The organism is Streptomyces sp. NBC_00289 (assembly GCF_041435115.1).
In the GTDB taxonomy this organism is placed as follows: Bacteria; Actinomycetota; Actinomycetes; order Streptomycetales; family Streptomycetaceae; genus Streptomyces.
This window is the reverse complement of record NZ_CP108046.1, coordinates 10,133,290-10,151,079: the sequence shown is the minus strand read 5'-3', so window position 1 is coordinate 10,151,079 and position 17,790 is coordinate 10,133,290. Positions and strand designations below refer to the sequence as shown.

Sequence of the window (17,790 nt, the reverse complement as noted above, 5' to 3'; positions counted from 1 at the left end):
GCGCGGTACTGGGGTTCCTCCCAGCCCGTTTCTCCGCGCCGCCCTCCCGAACCGGACGTGCGAGTTGGCCCCGCATCCGGCTCTCCACAAGCCCTGTTGAGCAGTTGCTTTCCTCAGGTCGTGCTGGGCCAGGGCGACGGAATGGTCGTCCCTCTGGGCCGGTATCGCGTGGTGACTACCGAGCCGGGGTTGAACAGGACGACGTCGCCGTCGTGTGGCCACCATCCGCCGTCGCAGTAGCGGCGGCGGAGTTCCTTCCATCCGGTTCCGAGGTGTTTGCGGCGGAGCCATCCGAAGACCTGACGCCAGACGATCATGCGCAGGTATTGAAAGGCCCGGGCAGACACCCCGGGGCGGAAGTAGGCCGTCCAGCCCCGCAGCACTTGGTTGAGCTTGTGCAGCAGGACTGCCAGCGGCAGGCTGACGTTCATCCGGCAGAGCGCCTTCGTCTTGGCCTTGATGGACCGAAGTGCCTTCTTGGCCGGGTAGTTGTAGACGTACTGCCGGTCGGTTCCCCGCTTCTGGTGGCGCTGGATGCGCCAGCCGAGGAAGTCGAGGCCCTCGTCGATGTGCGTGATCAGTGTCTTCTCCTCCGACAGCCGCAGGCCGACGGTGGAGAGGACCTCCGCCACTTCGGGAAGCAGTGCTTCCGCGTGAGCTCGGGTGCCCGAGACCAGAATGACGAAGTCGTCCGCGTACCGGATCAACCGGTAGTTGGCCAACCCCTTCTGGCGCCGGGTGAACCGTCGCTTCGGGCTGGTCTGTGGTCCGCCCTCGATCTTGGTGAAGTGCTCGTCCAGGACCGAGAGGGCCACGTTGGCCAGCAGCGGCGAGAGAATCCCGCCCTGCGGAGTGCCGGTGACGGTCTCCCTGGAGGTGCCGACCTCGGTGAGGATGCCCGCCTTCAAGAACGCCTTCACCAGCGCGAGCACGCGCTTGTCCCCGATCCGAACCCGCACTCGGTCGATCAGGGCCGAATGCGAGATCTCGTCGAAGCAGGCCTTGATGTCGCCCTCCAGCACCCACTCGTAGGTCTTGGATGCCAGAAAGCGCGTCTCGGCCATCGCGTCATGCGCACGCCGGTTGGGCCTGAAGCCGTACGAGCACGGCGCAAAGTCCGCCTCGAAAATCGGCTCCAGCACCAGCTTCAAGGCCGCCTGGACCACCCGGTCGGCCACGGTCGGAATCCCAAGGCGCCGCCGCTTGCGCGACCCCGGCTTGGGGATCATCCGTTCCCTGACCGGCACCGGACGGAAGCTGCGGGATTTCAACTGCTCCCGCAGTTCGGCGAGGAACTGAGCCTCGCCAATCCGTTCCCGGACGAAGGTGACGGTCATGCCATCCACTCCGGCCGAGCGCGCACCCTTGTTCCCCGCGACCCGCTCCCAGGCCATGGCCAGGAACGCGGGATCGCAGACGAGGTTGTACAGATCGTCGAACCGACGATGAGGATCGTCGTTCGCCCAACGGTGCAGCTTGGTCTGGATCTCCAGTACCCGCCGTTCAGCCCGGAACGAGCCGAGCGGCAGATCACTCGTATTCACCAGCGGTCTCCTGGTCTTCCAGTACGTCCACTACTGACTTGCTGGCCCCCTTCGCCATGCGGCCGGCTTTCCCGGCCTCGGACTACTACGGAGCCTCCGCCCCGCCCGGCGCCGAAAGCTGACGACGTGCCTGTCCTTCCGCCGCACTGGCTGCGCGGGGCGAGGACGACACCGGACGGTTCCCACGTTCACTTGAGAGTCGATCGACGGGTGAGGCGCCCAGCTCTACCCCTGCGGCATCGCCACGACTACGCCGCAGACATTCACCGTGGCCTCCTGGCCGTTGATCACATGGCGACCAGGAGTTACCCGCTCTCGCACGAGGAGCAGGTATGCACCGCGACCAGCCCATATCCGCCAGATTTGAGCTGGTGGGCCGTTAAGGGGCGTCAGACACTGGTTCCTCTCGTACACCTTCCCGTCTCGCTGACCGGACCCGCGCCATCTGGCAGTACTGGCACGTCCCGACGTTGTCAGGGCTGCTCCCACCCTCCCCGGCGTCTCCCGGATCAGGCTGCCCTCAGCTTCACCCAGCCGCTGCGACGGCCAGGAGTCGAAGGTCTCTCACCCCCGCTCGACTTCAAGCGCCTCGTGGCGCACGTGGTCTTCGGCCCAGTCGTCGCCGACGAACAGCACCCGCTTCTCCAACAGGGCCCCGGCGAGTGCCTGGATCGTCCGGTTTGATCATGTGATGCCGTAGAGGGCGAGGACGCGGGGGCGCTCGGTGTGGGCTCGTCGTCCGGCAGCGGTGTTGACGTAGCCGGCGAGCTTGAGTGTGCTGCGGATCAGGTCGCGGAGGACGGCGAGTACGGCGGGCGCGTTGTGGGTCCTGACCTGGGACTTGTCCTCGTTGAAGGTGACATCTCGACACCAGTGGACGGTATTTTCCACGGTCCAATGCCCGCGAGCCCAGGACGCGATCTCGGCTGCGTTCGCTTCCTCGGCGGGCAGGTCGGTGATGGCGTAGACGGTCTCGCTGGACCATTTCTTCGCGCCGTAGAGACGGCGTCTGCGCTGGATGCGCAGGACCTGGGCCGCGTGCGGGAAGAGCAGGCCGTCGACGGTGACGACCTGCACGAGCCGCTGCTCGTGGCGGCCGTGGCCCCGGGCGTCGTCGCGGTGGATCACGGGGATCTTCTTCCAGGGCAGGGCGTGGAGTTGACGAGCTTGTGCGCGTTGGTTGTTCTTGATGGTCAGCAGGTAGTGGGCACCGCGTTCGCGGAGGTAGGTGTGGCGTGGTCGCGTTGGGCGTGGAGGGCATCGGCGGTCACGACCGTCCCCGCGAGATCCGCGTCGTCGATCTGGTCGAGGAGAGGTGCGAACTCGGGGATCTCGTTGGTCTTCGCGCCGATCTCGCGGGAGGCGAGCGTGACACCGTCACCGTGGCGGACGGCGGACAGGACGAAGACCCGGCTGCCGTCCGGGCGGCGGGCGCCGCGCAGGCACTTGCCGTCCACCGCGATCGCCCGCCGCCGGATTCGTACCGGATCGGCGTGGGCGGCCGCCCGGTGGGCCCGGCGCTGTTCACGCTCGGTGCCACCGTTGGGCATGACCGGCTCCGGCCGGCGGGGCTGTGCGGACAGCAAGGGGCGAAGGTAGTCGTAGGCCGCCGCACAGATCTCACCGGGATCCAGGCGTCCCAGGACGCTGCGCAGGGTCTTCTCGCTCGGCACCCGGTAGCGGCCGAGCAGTGGGTGGTAGGGCAGGCCGAAGGAGGCCAGTTCCTCCGGCGCCGCACGTCGGCACCACTCCGCCGCCGCACTGATCGAGTCGTGGCCGGACGGGGTCATCGCGCAGACCACCAGGGCCAGCAGCGAGGAGAGCCGGTAGCGCACCCCGCAAGTCCCTCTCGGGTCGGTGACCGACTCGAACTCGGCGACGAGGCAGCGGACTTGATCCTTGGCGGCACCCTCGCCAAGGGCTTCCAGGCAGGGTGCATGAGGCACGGGGACAGCGACAGGCGATGATGGAGGAACGAACACGGCACCTTCGTGGATCTTGCAGCGTAGAGAACTACATGATCCACAGGTGCCGTGTTCACCTGCTTCCGGGGCCCAGCACCGAGATCAGCATCCCAGAACGGGATGATCCAGGCACTCGCCGGGGCCCTGGCTTCTCCAACCTCTCGACGTACAACGTGCACGTGGCCAGCGGAAGACACAGCTCGCGCCCTAATGGATCCAGTGCTCACGCCGCCACAGCCCCGGCGGGCACGCCATCCCATCAGCAGTCGGGCCTTCCGGTCGGACAGCAGGGGCACGGTCTGACAACAGAGCTCGTACAGCTCCGGTGGAGATAGTGCTCACCTGCTGGCGGCCACTCATCGAGTCTCGCCTACGACCCGACGAGCCCCATTAGGTTGAGTGGATGCCTTCTCCGGTGGCATGGTCATCCGTCTGGTCGGATCGCTGGAGGGGCTGCTCGTGGACACGGTGTCGTGCCGGGGGTTCCGCTTCCCGCCGGAGATCATCTCCCACTGCGTGTGGCTGTACCACCGGTTCAGCCTGAGCCTGCGCGACGTCGAGGAGCTGATGCCCGAGCGCGGCATCGAGGTCAGCCACGAGACCATCCACCAGTGGACACGCCGGTTCGGCCCCGCCTTCGCCAACGCGCTGCGCCGGCGCCGCCCGCGGCCGGGCGACACATGGCACCTCGACGAGGTCTTCGTGAAGATCAACGGCGTGCAGAAGTACCTGTGGCGGGCCGTCGGCCAGGACGGGAACGTGCCGGAAACTGATGACGAAGACCCGCACCGTGCCGAGGGTGATCGTCACCGGCAAACTCCGCAGTTACGGCGCCGCCCACCGCACGGTGATGCCCTCGGTGGAGCACCGCTCGCACAAGGGCCTGAACAACCGCGCGGAGAACAGCCACCAGTCGACGAGGCAACGCGAGCGCGCCAGGAAGGGCTTCCGCTCCGTCGGCGCCGCGCAAGGGTTCCTGGCCGCGTTCAGCGGCATCTCACCCCACTTCCGACCCCGACGCCACCTGCTCACCGCACCCGGCTACCGCACCGAAATGATCATCCGCTTCGCCGTCTGGAACCAGATCACCGGCACCTCGCCCTCCCCACCGCAGCCTGAACTAGACGCCACGACTACGGCTGAAAACGTCCCGAACCGACCACCCCAACGACTCACTCAACCTAATGGGGCTCGTCGGGTCGTAGGCGAGACTCGATGAGTGGCCGCCAGCAGGTGAGCACTATCTCCACCGGAGCTGTACGAGCTCTGTTGTCAGACCGTGCCCCTGCTGTCCGGCCGGAAGGCCCGACTGCTGATGGGATGGCGTGCCCGCCGGGGCTGTGGCGGCGTGAGCACTGGATCCATTAGGGCGCGAGCTGTGTCTTCCGCTGGCCACGTGCACGTGGTACGTCGAGAGGTTGGAGAAGCGGGTGCTGTTCGTCGGCGACGACTGGGCCGAAGACCACCATGATGTCGAGGTCCAGGACGGTTCGGGCCGCAGGCTCGGGACCGCCCGGCTGATGGAGGGTGTCGAAGGGATCGCCAAGCTGCACGCCCTGGTCGCCCGGTACGGTGGCCAGGACCTGGAGCCGGGGCAGGTAGTGGTCGGGATCGAGACCGACCGCGGGCCGTGGGTGCAGGCCCTGCTCGCGGTTGGCTACCAGGTCTATGCGGTCAACCCGCGGCAGGCGGCCCGGTTCAAGGAACGCTACGGCACCTCCGGCGCGAAGAGCGAAAAGGGCGACGCGCACGCGCTCGCGGACATGGCCCGCATCGACCGCGATCAGTTACGGCCGATCGCCGGGGACAGCGAGCAGGCCCAGGCCGTCAAGGTCGTTGCCCGCGCCCATCAGACCCTGATCTGGGAACGCACCCGCACCTTCCAGCGCCTGCGGAACACGCTGCGCGAGTACCCGGCGCGCTCACTGCCTACGCCAGCTTGGAGCTGACCAGCACCGACGCCCTGGAACTGCTGGTCAAGGCCCCCACACCCGAGCGGGCGTCGAAGCTGACGAAACAGCAGATCACCGCGGTGCTGGCCCGGCACCGCCGCCGCAACCGCGACCAGAGGGCCGCGACGATCGCGGCCGCGCTGCGCGAGCCCCAGCTCGACGTCGCGGCCCCGGTGACCGCCGCCTACGCAGCCGCGGCGACCGCGCACGCCCGGCTGCTGATTGCCCTCAACGAGCAGATAGACACGTTGGAGGGTGAAGTGAAGGCACATTTTCGGGCACACCCGGACGCTGAGATCTACCTGTCGATGCCCGGCATCAGCGAGATCGTCCGGGCCCGGGTGCTCGCCGAGTTCGGGGACGACCCCGCCCGCTACGCGTCCGCGAAGGCACGCAAGAACTACGCCGGCACCAGCCCGGTCACCCGCGCTTCCGGCAGGAGCCACACCGTCCAGGCCCGCTTCGTCCGCAACAACCGCCTCGCCGACGCGCTGCAGCGCCAGGCGTTCTGCGCGCTGCAGAACTCACCCGGAGTCCGCCGCTACTACGACAAGCAGCGAGCCCGCGAACTCGACTACAACCCCGCCCTGCGTCAGGTCGGCAACCGCCTCGTCGGCATCCTCCACGGATGCCTCAAGACCCGCACCCGCTACGACGAGGCCACCGCCTGGGCCCACCACGCCAACCTCGCCACGAGTTGACACCCAACGCCATGGGATGTCTGACAATGCCCTGGCAAAGACTCAGTAGCAGCTTGATCTTTTGCGAGCCATTGGAAGTGAGTATCGTATACCTGGATAGCTCGGGTTGAAGATACGTATATGGAACCGTCTTCCTTGCCTCGGATCCACACTCGCCACTCTTGTGATATCGATGCAACAATCAGGATGCCGTATTCTGCGCGAAGGGGTATTTATGAAACTGAAAGTTGGCAGATTTTCGTGTCCTCCGACTGTCGTCGGACTGGTCGCTTTAATGATTACTTGCATCATTGCTGCACTTTGTGCAGTGCAATCGCAGGACAGGAGAATACGTGCGATAGACTACTCCAGTCACATAGGAGGCGGAGCAGCTTTGGCAATTTCTGTTTTCGGCGAAAAAGCTTATGGTTATTTGTGCGATGGCCATGAAGTGGGAGATTGGTTCAGTGGGGCCGCTTCCGGAGATGGCGCATTTGAACTGAATGGACCGGATGGAGCGCGCCTCTCAGGAAAGGCGAGGAACGACCACGCGTCCGGGATCCTTGAGCGACACGGTAGTTCCACAGCCTTTGACCTCAAAACTGGTCGATCTGTCGCCATGTATAAAGCAGTATCAGTAACCGAAGGCCATGATATTGATGCGGGCTGGATATTCCTGCCGGATGGTACTCAGACTGGCGTGGTGAACCGGAATGCTACTCGCATTTCAGCTCCGCCACTTTCTCTGCCAGCCTCACGGGTCACCATCACCGGAACCGTTCTGAACGTGATTCGAATCGGCCGAAACCCTCGAAGTTCACCCGCTAAGACGTTGGTGCCTGAGCCGTCGCGTGGTGAGCCGGAGAAGACGTTGGTGCCTGAGCCGTCGCGTGGTGAGCCGGAGAAGACGTTGGTGCCTGAGCCGTCGCGTGGTGAGCCGGAGAAGACGTTGGTGCCTGAGCCGTCGCGTGGTGAGCCGGAGAAGACGTTGGTGCCTGAGCCGTCGCGTGGTGAGCCGGAGAAGACGTTGGTGCCTGAGCCGTCGCGTGGTGAGCCGGAGAAGACGTTGGTGCCTGAGCCGTCGCGTGGTGAGCCGGAGAAGACGTTGGTGCCTGAGCCGTCGCGTGGTGAGCCGGAGAAGACGTTGGTGCCTGAGCCGTCGCGTGGGTAGAGGTCTTGGGTTTGATCCGCTTTGACGGACATCCTCAGGGGCCCCGGGAGGTGTTGTCAGACATCCCATGGCGTTGGGTGTCAACTCGTGGCGAGGTTGGCGTGGTGGGCCCAGGCGGTGGCCTCGTCGTAGCGGGTGCGGGTCTTGAGGCATCCGTGGAGGATGCCGACGAGGCGGTTGCCGACCTGACGCAGGGCGGGGTTGTAGTCGAGTTCGCGGGCTCGCTGCTTGTCGTAGTAGCGGCGGACTCCGGGTGAGTTCTGCAGCGCGCAGAACGCCTGGCGCTGCAGCGCGTCGGCGAGGCGGTTGTTGCGGACGAAGCGGGCCTGGACGGTGTGGCTCCTGCCGGAAGCGCGGGTGACCGGGCTGGTGCCGGCGTAGTTCTTGCGTGCCTTCGCGGACGCGTAGCGGGCGGGGTCGTCCCCGAACTCGGCGAGCACCCGGGCCCGGACGATCTCGCTGATGCCGGGCATCGACAGGTAGATCTCAGCGTCCGGGTGTGCCCGAAAATGTGCCTTCACTTCACCCTCCAACGTGTCTATCTGCTCGTTGAGGGCAATCAGCAGCCGGGCGTGCGCGGTCGCCGCGGCTGCGTAGGCGGCGGTCACCGGGGCCGCGACGTCGAGCTGGGGCTCGCGCAGCGCGGCCGCGATCGTCGCGGCCCTCTGGTCGCGGTTGCGGCGGCGGTGCCGGGCCAGCACCGCGGTGATCTGCTGTTTCGTCAGCTTCGACGCCCGCTCGGGTGTGGGGGCCTTGACCAGCAGTTCCAGGGCGTCGGTGCTGGTCAGCTCCAAGCTGGCGTAGGCAGTGAGCGCGCCGGGTACTCGCGCAGCGTGTTCCGCAGGCGCTGGAAGGTGCGGGTGCGTTCCCAGATCAGGGTCTGATGGGCGCGGGCAACGACCTTGACGGCCTGGGCCTGCTCGCTGTCCCCGGCGATCGGCCGTAACTGATCGCGGTCGATGCGGGCCATGTCCGCGAGCGCGTGCGCGTCGCCCTTTTCGCTCTTCGCGCCGGAGGTGCCGTAGCGTTCCTTGAACCGGGCCGCCTGCCGCGGGTTGACCGCATAGACCTGGTAGCCAACCGCGAGCAGGGCCTGCACCCACGGCCCGCGGTCGGTCTCGATCCCGACCACTACCTGCCCCGGCTCCAGGTCCTGGCCACCGTACCGGGCGACCAGGGCGTGCAGCTTGGCGATCCCTTCGACACCCTCCATCAGCCGGGCGGTCCCGAGCCTGCGGCCCGAACCGTCCTGGACCTCGACATCATGGTGGTCTTCGGCCCAGTCGTCGCCGACGAACAGCACCCGCTTCTCCAACCTCTCGACGTACCACGTGCACGTGGCCAGCGGAAGACACAGCTCGCGCCCTAATGGATCCAGTGCTCACGCCGCCACAGCCCCGGCGGGCACGCCATCCCATCAGCAGTCGGGCCTTCCGGCCGGACAGGCTTAATCATCCGATTTCGGGCGGCGCCGGCGCAGCGCCGCGGCGTAGGCGGGGCCGAACCGGCGGGTGGCGTGGATCTGCTTCAAGGAGGGCGAGGAGCCCCGGATGATCTAGCGGTCAAGCCGTCGGGCGGCTACACGAAGAAGGACTTCCCCCGCTTCCCCGCCCTGCTTCACCGTCGTCTGGAGGGCCCGGTCACCATCGTCTGAGATGTCTGGTCACCGCCGCCGACATCGCGCCCCCGGCCTGTGTCGAGGTGGCCGGTCGTGATGTACCTGCGCAAGCAGGGCCCGGGCTCCAGCTTGCCCTTGCCGTTGAGGGTGGCGAGGACCAGGTCGGGGTTGTGGGTGTCCATTCCTCAACATCAAGCAGCTGGTCGTCTCCTCGGAGCACGACGACGACTCACTCAACGACAACATCGATCACGAGTCACATCAGGGCGACTCTGCTGCGCAATTCGCTGCGAAGAGTGGCGTGTTGACGAGGTGATCGTGCCCGTGGCCGCTTTCCTGCCGTGCGGCTGCGGGGGAGATGATGCGGATGTCGTTGCAGCCGAAGGGGTTACCGGAGGTCCCGGAGCAGACCGCGGCGGTGGCCCGGGCGGCTTTCCCCAAGGGGAGCCTGCCGATTCGGGTACGGGACCGCCTGGCGGAGGTCTTCGCCGACGAGCCGTTCACCGGCGCCTTCGGGGTCCGTGGCGCCCCGGGGATGGCACCGGCGGTGCTGTCTCTGATCACGGTTCTGCAGTTCGCCGAGAACCTGACCGACCGGCAGGCCACCGTGATGGCTGTCCGGGCGATCGACTGGAAGTACGCGATCGGGGCGGAGCTGACTGATACCGGCTTCGATCCCAGCGTGCTGGCCCGCTTCCGCGCCCGGTTGGCCGGGCATGGCCTGGAGCGGGTGGTCTTCGACCGGCTGGTCGACCACTGCCGTGAGGCCGGGCTGGTCGGTGCCGGCAGCAGACAGCGTACCGACGCCACCCACGTCATCTCCGCGGTGCGGAACCTGAACCGGCTGGAGCTGGCTGGAGAGAGCGTACGCGCGGCGCTGGAGGCCCTCGCGGTGGCCGCCCCTGCCTGGCTGGCCGACCAGATCGACGTCGCCGAGTTCGCTCACCGCTACGGACCGAGGGTCAACGGCTGGACCTTGCCGTCGTCCAAGACCAAGCAGGACCGGCTGGCGCAGGTGTTCGCGCAGGACGGCTATGCGATCGTGCGGGCCGCCTACGATACTGCCGCCCCGATGTGGATCCGCGAGGTCGAGGCCGTCCAGATCTTGCGGCAGGTGCTGGTGCAGACCTACTGCCTGCGCACCGATACCCGGGGGCGGGAGGTGATCGTGAAGCGGGACGCCGACGACGAGGGCGTCCCGCCCGGCAGACGCCGTCTGGCTTCCCCGTACGACACCGACGCACGCTGGGCGGTGAAAGGTGAGGATCTGTTCTGGTGCGGATACAAGATCCACCTGACTGAGAGCTGCGATACTCAAGCCGGAGCCGGAGCCGGAGCCGGAGCCGGAGCCGGAGCCGGACGGCGCGCCGGCCCACGGCCGAATCTGATCACCGACGTGCACACCATCGACGCCACCGTGCCGGATGTGAAGGCCACGACCGGTATCCAGCAGCGGCTCGCCGAACGCGACCTCGCCCCGGGCGAGCACTACCTCGACTCCGGCTATCCCTCGGCCGACCTGGTCACCGCCGCCGCGAAGAACGGCATCGCCATGGTCACCCCGCTGCTGGCCGACCGTTCCCCGCAGGCCAGGGCCGCCGAGGGGTTCGCCAAGAGTGCCTTCCACATCGACTGGAGGACCCGGACCGTCGGCTGCCCCGAAGGACACGCCAGCACCGGCTGGCATTCCGTCACCCAGCACGGACGCGACGCCATCGTCATCGAGTTCGCCAAGTCCGACTGCGGCAGCTGCCTGGTCAAGGACCGGTGCACCAGCGCCGCCCGCGGCAACCGCATGCTCACCCTGCGGCCCAAGGAGATCCACGAGACCACCGCCAAGGCCCGCACCGAGCAGAACACCCCGGCCTGGCGGACCAAGTACGCCCTGCGCGCCGGCATCGAGGGCACCGTCAACCAGGCCCTGGACGTCACCGGCCTGCGCCGGGCCCGCTACCGCGGGCTGCCCAAGGTCCGCCTCCAACACGCCTTCTCCGCAGCCGCGGTCAACGTGGTGCGGCTGGACGCCTACTGGAGCGACCAGCCCCTCCGCCGGGTCCGCACCAGCCGCCTCGAACGCCTCGCCTACCGGCTCACCGCGTAGACCTCACCAATTGCGCAGCAGAGTCGCCCTGTCGCGTAACCCTCGACCGAAATGCGCAACGGAGTCGAGTCGGGGGTCAAAGTCGGGGTGTTCTCAGTGAGCGTTTTCAGGGTGGCCACTGATCGAGTGATGCAAGGGGATGGCTGGCAGGGCAACGGACGAGGCTCCCAGGCAGTTGAGAGAGGTATCTGACATGCGATCTCGGTTGCCGGGGAGCCCCGTTGATTACGTATCCTGCCGCACTCGACCTCCCGCATGCCCTCGTGGAGACGGTCACGATGCTGATCGTCCTTCGTGAGGGTGACCGCCGGTGCAAGCTCCGTCCGTCCGCGCGTGCGGTTGTCGCGCTCGTGTACTTGCGCCAGCACACCACGCTGGCCCAGATCGCCGCTGGTTTCCGCATCAGCGTCGGGACCGCGCACGCCTATGTCCGCTCCGTGGTGGGCCTGCTGGCGCGCCGGGCTCCGGGGCTGACGCGGGCCCTGCGTGAAGTGAAGGCCCGGGCGGAATACGTGCTGGTGGACGGCACCCTCGCGGAGTGCGACCGGGTCGGTGACGGCCGCGGGGACTACTCGGGAAAGCACCGGCGTCACGGTGTGAACCTGCAGGTCGTCACCGATCCGGACGGCACCATCGTATGGATCTCGAAGGCGCTGCCCGGTCGCACCCACGACCTCACCGCCGCCCGCACCCACCGGATCATCGACACCTGCCGCAGACTCGGTATCCCGGTCCTGGCCGACCTCGGCTACCTCGGTGCCGGCGGCACCATCACCACCCCGATCCGACGTTCTCCCGGCAAAGAACTCAACCGCCGGCAGCTATCGCTGAACAGGGCTCATGCCCGCCTGCGCTACCCGGTCGAGCGCGGCATGGCCCGATTGAAGACCTGGCGGATCTTCCGCAAAGCCCGCTGCAGCCCCACCTGGCTCACCACCGCAGCCAAAGCCGTCCTCACCCTTGAGAGCTACTGCTGAAAATCCTCATCGAACGCAATACAGCCGTGCGCCGCTTCGAGATCCCCTCTCTCGCCACACACCTGAGCGCGGCGATCGCCGTCGCCGAAGGCTATGCAGACGCCGACCAAGGCAAAGGCGTCGGACTGACCGACGCCATGAACGTCGCCCTCGCAGCCGCCTACCGGACCGAGGTCCTTCTCACTACCGACCGGCATTTCCGCATGATCCGGCCGCTGACCGGCCACCAGGCATTCCGCCTCCTGCCCGACGACCTGTAGACCGAGCACCTACGCGACGCGGCCGCCTCCACTGGTCCGCCCAGGAGGTTCCCGGTGCTAGGAGTGGCGGCACCATCCAGGTCTACCAGGAGGCGGGTCTCTCCCACCTCGACCCTGGCTAGATCTATGTCTCGGACGCCGGCCAGGTCGCCAACCTGCTCTTCCGCCGCCTGACGCAGTTCCAGGAGGACGGCAAGGGCGGCGTCTCGGTCGTCGGCGACCTCGCCACCGACTCGGGCAAGTCCTCCGACGGCGCAAGACCTGGACTTCACTATGAAGCACAGGCACACCGCATTTTCGTGTCAGAGCCACTTCAGCTCGTACGCCGACGACACCGGCCACCGCTACTCGGCGATGCATGCCCGCCGAGCCGAACAGCAGCCGCGGGCAGGCGCGGCACCGGGCACCAACTGGCCAGCGCAGCGCGGTAGGCCCTCGCCGCGGCCAACACCGCACGCTGCGCGACCCACATCGAGTCACGGCCCGCCGTGACGTGGGCACGGGAGGACAAGATTTTCCAGGCCGCCGAGCGCGCGTGGGCCGACATGGTCGAGCACGGCACCCCCGTGACGTCTGCCACTCGCTCGCTCAGCGCCCCCGTGCGCCACGGTGAGCACCAGCTGCTCACGCCGCGCCCCGGGATGCGGCGGAACCTGGGAGACCAGGCCCGTTCTGACCCGTTCGACCGTGGGCACACCGGGCGGATTTCCCATCAGGAATGTGTGACGCAATGGGCACGACTTCACAACTTTCGGCCGGACCGGTGGCCGAGAAAGTGATCCGAGTGTGGGCACAGGCCCTGTTCTGCTCGCCCCTGCGCCCACCGGACCAGATCAGTACAAAGACGGTGTGCGCGGCGGTCGCCGAGGAGCTGGCCCGCCACGCGACAGTGCCCGGCGGGTGCGCGGGAGCGGTCGCGCAGCGGGCCGGGGACTGCCCCGAGCTCTTCACCGCGCGGATGGCCTGGTGCCTGGAACAGGCCACCCACGCCTACACGGCGCCGGCCTGCGGTGGATGCCAGGCATGACCAGCCCAGCAGGCGCCCAGCCGGACAACGCAGGCTCCTGCACCACAGCCGCGAGCGGCATGCCCTGCGGGGCGGAAGACGCCGCACGCAGCCAGCTCTGGTGGACCGTCCACCAGGCAGCCGGCGGCCCCGGACGCATGCCCGCCCACACCGACCGCCTGCGCCGGTGGTCCGGCCTGCTCATCGACGCCCTCCTGGCCTTCCATGACGATATGACGCGCCTGCCCGGATCGCAGGCCCGTATCTGGCAACTACGCCTGGCGCTGACCACCGAGCAGCGACTCCGGCCCGTTACCGGTGGCATCCCGGCCCACCGCTGGCTGGTCCACGCCCGCCACCGCACCCAGACTCGCCCCAATCCCACGCTCGACCGACGGCTCTACCAGTCCTGGATCCCGCACCTGGTCGCCGCGGTCCGCGACCTCATCAACGAAACCGCCGCAGCAATCGCACACACCGCAAACACCGAACAAGACCCCGCCACCACGGTCCACCTCCTGCAAGCCCGCCACATCCTGCAGCACACCTGCCGCCACCTGAACAGGCCCCACGAACTACGACCACCGCCAGCCAGGAACAAATGAGGTCAGTTGATCGGGCAACTGGTGGACCGCGCGAAGGCTGGCGGGATCAAGTTGACCGGTGAGGGCGGGCTAATGCAGCAGCTGACGAAGAGGCTCTTGGAGTCCGCTCTCGAGGGTGAGATCGCCGATCATCTCGGCCACGAGAAGCATGACAGGGCCGCCGACGGCAACACCCGCAACAACACTCGTTCGAAGACCGTGGTGACCACGTGAGGTCGTGAATGCGCATCGCTCACTACGACAGTCTTCATCCACGCAGGATGAGGCGGTTTGGCATCTCCCCCCGCAGGGCGAAGCCGAAGGGCCATGATTTCCTTCATCTCCCGCACAGCATCACTTCCAGAAGCTGCCCTACAACCAACTCCTTTTCGTGTTCAGGACACAAGACCTGCAAGTTCACTCCGTGACGGCGGCGCCTGCCCGAATAGTCGGCCCGGCTGTCACCTCTCGCCGTCGCCCGAATCCTGGTTCTGGATCACTTTCAGTGCTGGGGCCACGGAGGGTCACCGAAACCGCGATCATGAACGGTCGTGGGTGATGTTCTCCTCCAGAACCTGTGGTTCCACCAGGTCCAAGGTGTCGTGATCGAAAACGTTGTGCCTGACGGCGAGTTGGTGGCCGTGCGGGCCCGGGCGGTTGCGGAGCGGGTCGTATGTCCAGCGTGCGGGACGCTGTCGTCTCGGGTGCACAGCCGGTACGTACGGCGGCTCGCCGACAGCTCGGTCAGAGGGCGTCCGGTGCTGATCGAGTTACAGGTGCGGCGGTTCCGCTGCGGCCAACGTTTGTGCAGACAGGCGACGTTCGCCGAGCAGGTCGACGGACTGACCGTCCGGCACGGCCGACGCAGCGCCGGGCTGCAGACAGTGCTGGAGCGTGTGGCGGTGATGCTGGCCGGCCGTGCCGGTGCCCGCCTCTCCCAGACTCTGGCCGCCGGGGTGAGCAGGTCGACACTGCTGCGGTTGATCCGTCGCCTGCCGGAGCCCGAGACCTCGACACCGCGGGTGCTCGGGGTGGACGACTTCGCGCTGCGCAAGGGCCACAAGTACGGCACGATCCTGATCGACATCGAAACCCGTCAGCCCATCGACCTGCTGCCGGACCGGACGACGTCGACGGTCGCCAAGTGGCTCGCCGACCATCCCGGCATCGAGGTGATCTGTCGGGACCGCTCCACCGCCTATGCCGAGGCCGGACGGCTCGGCGCCCCGAACGCCATCCACGTCGCGGACCGATGGCACATCTGGTCGAACCTTACTGAGGCCGTCGAGAAGACAGTCGTTCAACACCGCGCTCTGCTACGTGAGCCGCACGACGCCGCCACGGCCCAGGCCGTCGCGGACACGGAGAACACGAACCTCGATCCGCCCTCTCCCAGAGGGCCGCGGACAACCGGCCGACTCTCCGACCGCATCCGGGAACAGCACGCGGCTATCCACGCTCTCCTCGAGCAGGGCATCGGACTGCGCGCGATCGCCCGCCAACAGGGGCTGGCCCGCAATACCGTCCGCCGCTTCGCCAACGCGGCAAGCGCGGACGAACTCCTGGTTGGCCGGTGGACCGGCCGAGCCAGCATTCTCGACCCCTACAAGCCTTACCTGCACCAGCGGTGGGCGGAGGGCTGCACCGTCGCCCGCCGCCTGTTCGAGGAAGTACGCGAACGTGGCTACCCCGGCGGCGAGAACGTGGTGAAGGTCTACGTGGCCAAACTCCGCGAGAACTTTCCGCACGACCCGCCCCACAAGACGCCGTCCGTGCGGAATGTGACCAGCTGGCTCACCCGCCATCCCGACCGCCTCACCGAGGACCAGACCCAGCAGCTCAAAGCGATCCTGGCTCGCTGCCCCGCGCTCGACCGCACCGCCCACCACGTCCGCACGTTTGCCGAGCTCATGAACAACCGTCAGGGCCGGGACCTGAACAAGTGGATCACGAGCGTCCGGGCCGAGGACCTGCCAGCCCTTCATACCTTCGTCACCGGTCTCGGCCAGGATCTCGATGCCGTCGTCGCCGGCCTCAGCCTTCGCTACAGCTCCGGCGCGGTCGAGGGTCAGAACAACAAGATCAAGATGTTGAAGCGGCAGATGTTCGGCCGAGCCAACTTCGACCTGCTCCGCAAACGGGTCCTCCTCACCGCGCGATGCCGTTCATGATCGCGGTTTCGGTGACCCTCCGTGGCCCTAGCACTGAAAGTGATCCAGAACCCAGGTTCAGCCGACGCCGACATCACCGACCCGGTCGCACTCGGCGAGCGTCCCATCGAGCAGAGGTAGCGGGCGTCGGAGTTTCGCAGGGCTGCGGTCAGGCCCGGTGCCCGGGCAGCCAGGAGAGCCGCGACAGCGTGGACGTAAGCGTGGGCTGTGCCCAAGCCCACGCTGATCCCGAATCAGGCGGCGATCTGGTGCAGCGTGTCGTACTTGCGGAGGTACACCAGTGCGCCAGTGAACGCCGTGTGCTCATACGAGACCCGCCGGTTCGCGTCCTTGCAGTAGACGATCCGGGTGTTGCCGGGATGCAGACGCAGCCCGACCTCTTCTATCCGGTTCCCGATCGCCTCCACCAGTTTTCTGGCCTGGCTCTGCGCAGGGCCTTGAAGGTGGTCTTGAGTAGGGAGTTGGCGCGCTCGCTGAACGCGGGCAGGAAGCGTTGCGCTCCTCCGGCGGAGCGGGAGCCCTTCATCGCCCGTTCGCGCTGTCTCGTCGGCTGGTGGCTGTTCTCGGTGCGGTTGTTCAGGCCCTTGTGGGAACGGTGCTCGACCGAGCTCATCAGCTCGCGGTGGGCGACGCCGTAGGAGCGGAGCGGACACTGGACCGTGGAAAACACCGCCCACTGGGTACGAGATGTCGTCTTCGGAGAAGATAAATCCTAGGTCAGGACCCGTAACACACCTGCCGTACTCGCTGCCGCCCGCGACGTGATCCGCAGCGCGCTCAAGCTCGCCGGATACGTCAACACCGCCGCCGAACGCCGAGCCCACACCGAACGCCCACGCGTCCTCACCCTCTACGGCATCACATGATCAAACCGGACGACCCGGGCAAACGCCGGGGCCCTGCCGCGCGCAGTGAGGATTTTCAGCAGTAGCTCTCAAGGGTGAGGACGGCTTTGGCTGCGGTGGTGAGCCAGGTGGGGCTGCAGCGGGCTTTGCGGAAGATCCGCCAGGTCTTCAATCGGGCCATGCCGCGCTCGACCGGGTAGCGCAGGCGGGCATGAGCCCTGTTCAGCGATAGCTGCCGGCGGTTGAGTTCTTTGCCGGGAGAACGTCGGATCGGGGTGGTGATGGTGCCGCCGGCACCGAGGTAGCCGAGGTCGGCCAGGACCGGGATACCGAGTCTGCGGCAGGTGTCGATGATCCGGTGGGTGCGGGCGGCGGTGAGGTCGTGGGTGCGACCGGGCAGCGCCTTCGAGATCCATACGATGGTGCCGTCCGGATCGGTGACGACCTGCAGGTTCACACCGTGACGCCGGTGCTTTCCCGAGTAGTCCCCGCGGCCGTCACCGACCCGGTCGCACTCCGCGAGGGTGCCGTCCACCAGCACGTATTCCGCCCGGGCCTTCACTTCACGCAGGGCCCGCGTCAGCCCCGGAGCCCGGCGCGCCAGCAGGCCCACCACGGAGCGGACATAGGCGTGCGCGGTCCCGACGCTGATGCGGAAACCAGCGGCGATCTGGGCCAGCGTGGTGTGCTGGCGCAAGTACACGAGCGCGACAACCGCACGCGCGGACGGACGGAGCTTGCACCGGCGGTCACCCTCACGAAGGACGATCAGCATCGTGACCGTCTCCACGAGGGCATGCGGGAGGTCGAGTGCGGCAGGATACGTAATCAACGGGGCTCCCCGGCAACCGAGATCGCATGTCAGATACCTCTCTCAACTGCCTGGGAGCCTCGTCCGTTGCCCTGCCAGCCATCCC

11 protein-coding genes and 8 pseudogenes are annotated in these 17,790 nt (G+C 67.2%); 12 read left to right on the top strand and 7 right to left on the bottom strand.

Features of this window, described 5'->3' with window-relative positions:
- Positions 1–113: 113 nt before the first annotated feature.
- Both ltrA and OG985_RS46250 read right to left on the bottom strand, forming a co-directional pair.
- The gene (gene ltrA / locus OG985_RS46255) at positions 114–1,544 is read right to left on the bottom strand and encodes a group II intron reverse transcriptase/maturase (protein ID WP_371666641.1); all 1,431 of its coding nucleotides are present in this window, start codon (positions 1,542–1,544) and stop codon (positions 114–116) included.
- A gap of 684 nt (positions 1,545–2,228) precedes the next feature.
- Positions 2,229–3,526: pseudogene (locus OG985_RS46250) on the bottom strand (ISAs1 family transposase).
- Between the two features lie 402 nt (positions 3,527–3,928).
- Here OG985_RS46250 and OG985_RS46245 point away from each other — a divergent pair.
- From OG985_RS46245 to OG985_RS46235, 3 genes and pseudogenes are all read left to right on the top strand, one after another.
- Positions 3,929–4,595: pseudogene (locus tag OG985_RS46245) on the top strand (IS6 family transposase); the annotation flags it as partial.
- A gap of 343 nt (positions 4,596–4,938) precedes the next feature.
- A pseudogene (locus tag OG985_RS46240) lies at positions 4,939–6,161 on the top strand (IS110 family transposase).
- Between the two features lie 163 nt (positions 6,162–6,324).
- Positions 6,325–7,311, top strand: a complete 987-nt coding sequence (locus OG985_RS46235; protein ID WP_371666642.1) for a hypothetical protein — start codon at positions 6,325–6,327, stop codon at positions 7,309–7,311.
- A gap of 80 nt (positions 7,312–7,391) precedes the next feature.
- On the opposite strand, the pseudogene OG985_RS46230 reads toward OG985_RS46235, so the two are convergent.
- Positions 7,392–8,614, bottom strand: a pseudogene (locus tag OG985_RS46230) (IS110 family transposase).
- Positions 8,615–8,928: 314 nt separating this feature from the next.
- Positions 8,929–9,111 carry a hypothetical protein gene (locus tag OG985_RS46225; protein WP_371666643.1) on the bottom strand — a complete coding sequence of 61 codons (183 nt, stop codon included), beginning with the start codon at positions 9,109–9,111 and terminating at the stop codon, positions 8,929–8,931.
- A 185-nt stretch (positions 9,112–9,296) separates the two neighbouring features.
- Here OG985_RS46225 and OG985_RS46220 point away from each other — a divergent pair, with 185 nt between their 5' ends.
- The 8 genes and pseudogenes from OG985_RS46220 (at position 9,297) to OG985_RS46185 (ending at position 16,028) form a co-directional block, all read left to right on the top strand.
- Positions 9,297–11,030 carry an IS1182 family transposase gene (locus OG985_RS46220; RefSeq protein ID WP_371666644.1) on the top strand — a complete coding sequence of 578 codons (1,734 nt, stop codon included), beginning with the start codon at positions 9,297–9,299 and terminating at the stop codon, positions 11,028–11,030.
- Between the two features lie 221 nt (positions 11,031–11,251).
- Positions 11,252–12,007, top strand: a complete 756-nt coding sequence (locus OG985_RS46215; RefSeq protein WP_371666485.1) for a transposase family protein — start codon at positions 11,252–11,254, stop codon at positions 12,005–12,007.
- A gap of 26 nt (positions 12,008–12,033) precedes the next feature.
- The gene (locus OG985_RS46210; protein WP_371666646.1) at positions 12,034–12,267 is read left to right on the top strand and encodes a hypothetical protein; all 234 of its coding nucleotides are present in this window, start codon (positions 12,034–12,036) and stop codon (positions 12,265–12,267) included.
- Positions 12,268–12,282: 15 nt separating this feature from the next.
- Positions 12,283–12,535: pseudogene (locus OG985_RS46205) on the top strand (ABC transporter substrate-binding protein); the annotation flags it as partial.
- A gap of 495 nt (positions 12,536–13,030) precedes the next feature.
- Positions 13,031–13,294, top strand: a complete 264-nt coding sequence (locus tag OG985_RS46200) for a hypothetical protein (RefSeq protein WP_371666525.1) — start codon at positions 13,031–13,033, stop codon at positions 13,292–13,294.
- Positions 13,291–13,878, top strand: coding sequence for a hypothetical protein (locus tag OG985_RS46195; protein ID WP_371666647.1), 588 nt, complete (start codon positions 13,291–13,293; stop codon positions 13,876–13,878). The genes OG985_RS46200 and OG985_RS46195 overlap by 4 nt, the downstream gene beginning before the upstream one ends.
- 6 nt (positions 13,879–13,884) lie before the next feature.
- A pseudogene (locus tag OG985_RS46190) lies at positions 13,885–14,085 on the top strand (transposase); the annotation flags it as partial.
- A 323-nt stretch (positions 14,086–14,408) separates the two neighbouring features.
- Positions 14,409–16,028, top strand: coding sequence for an ISL3 family transposase (locus tag OG985_RS46185; RefSeq protein ID WP_371666483.1), 1,620 nt, complete (start codon positions 14,409–14,411; stop codon positions 16,026–16,028).
- Positions 16,029–16,261: 233 nt separating this feature from the next.
- On the opposite strand, the gene OG985_RS46180 is transcribed toward OG985_RS46185, so the two are convergent.
- Together OG985_RS46180 and OG985_RS46175 are read right to left on the bottom strand one after the other, a co-directional pair.
- Positions 16,262–16,435, bottom strand: a complete 174-nt coding sequence (locus tag OG985_RS46180; protein ID WP_371666648.1) for a hypothetical protein — start codon at positions 16,433–16,435, stop codon at positions 16,262–16,264.
- 53 nt (positions 16,436–16,488) lie between these two features.
- Positions 16,489–16,674 (bottom strand): annotated as a pseudogene (locus OG985_RS46175) (DDE-type integrase/transposase/recombinase); the annotation flags it as partial.
- 1 nt (position 16,675) lies between these two features.
- On the opposite strand from OG985_RS46175, the pseudogene OG985_RS46170 reads away from it, so the two are divergent.
- Positions 16,676–16,894: pseudogene (locus OG985_RS46170) on the top strand (ISAs1 family transposase); the annotation flags it as partial.
- Positions 16,895–16,949: 55 nt separating this feature from the next.
- Here OG985_RS46170 and OG985_RS46165 read toward each other — a convergent pair.
- The gene (locus tag OG985_RS46165; RefSeq protein ID WP_371666485.1) at positions 16,950–17,705 is read right to left on the bottom strand and encodes a transposase family protein; all 756 of its coding nucleotides are present in this window, start codon (positions 17,703–17,705) and stop codon (positions 16,950–16,952) included.
- Positions 17,706–17,790: the final 85 nt, after the last annotated feature.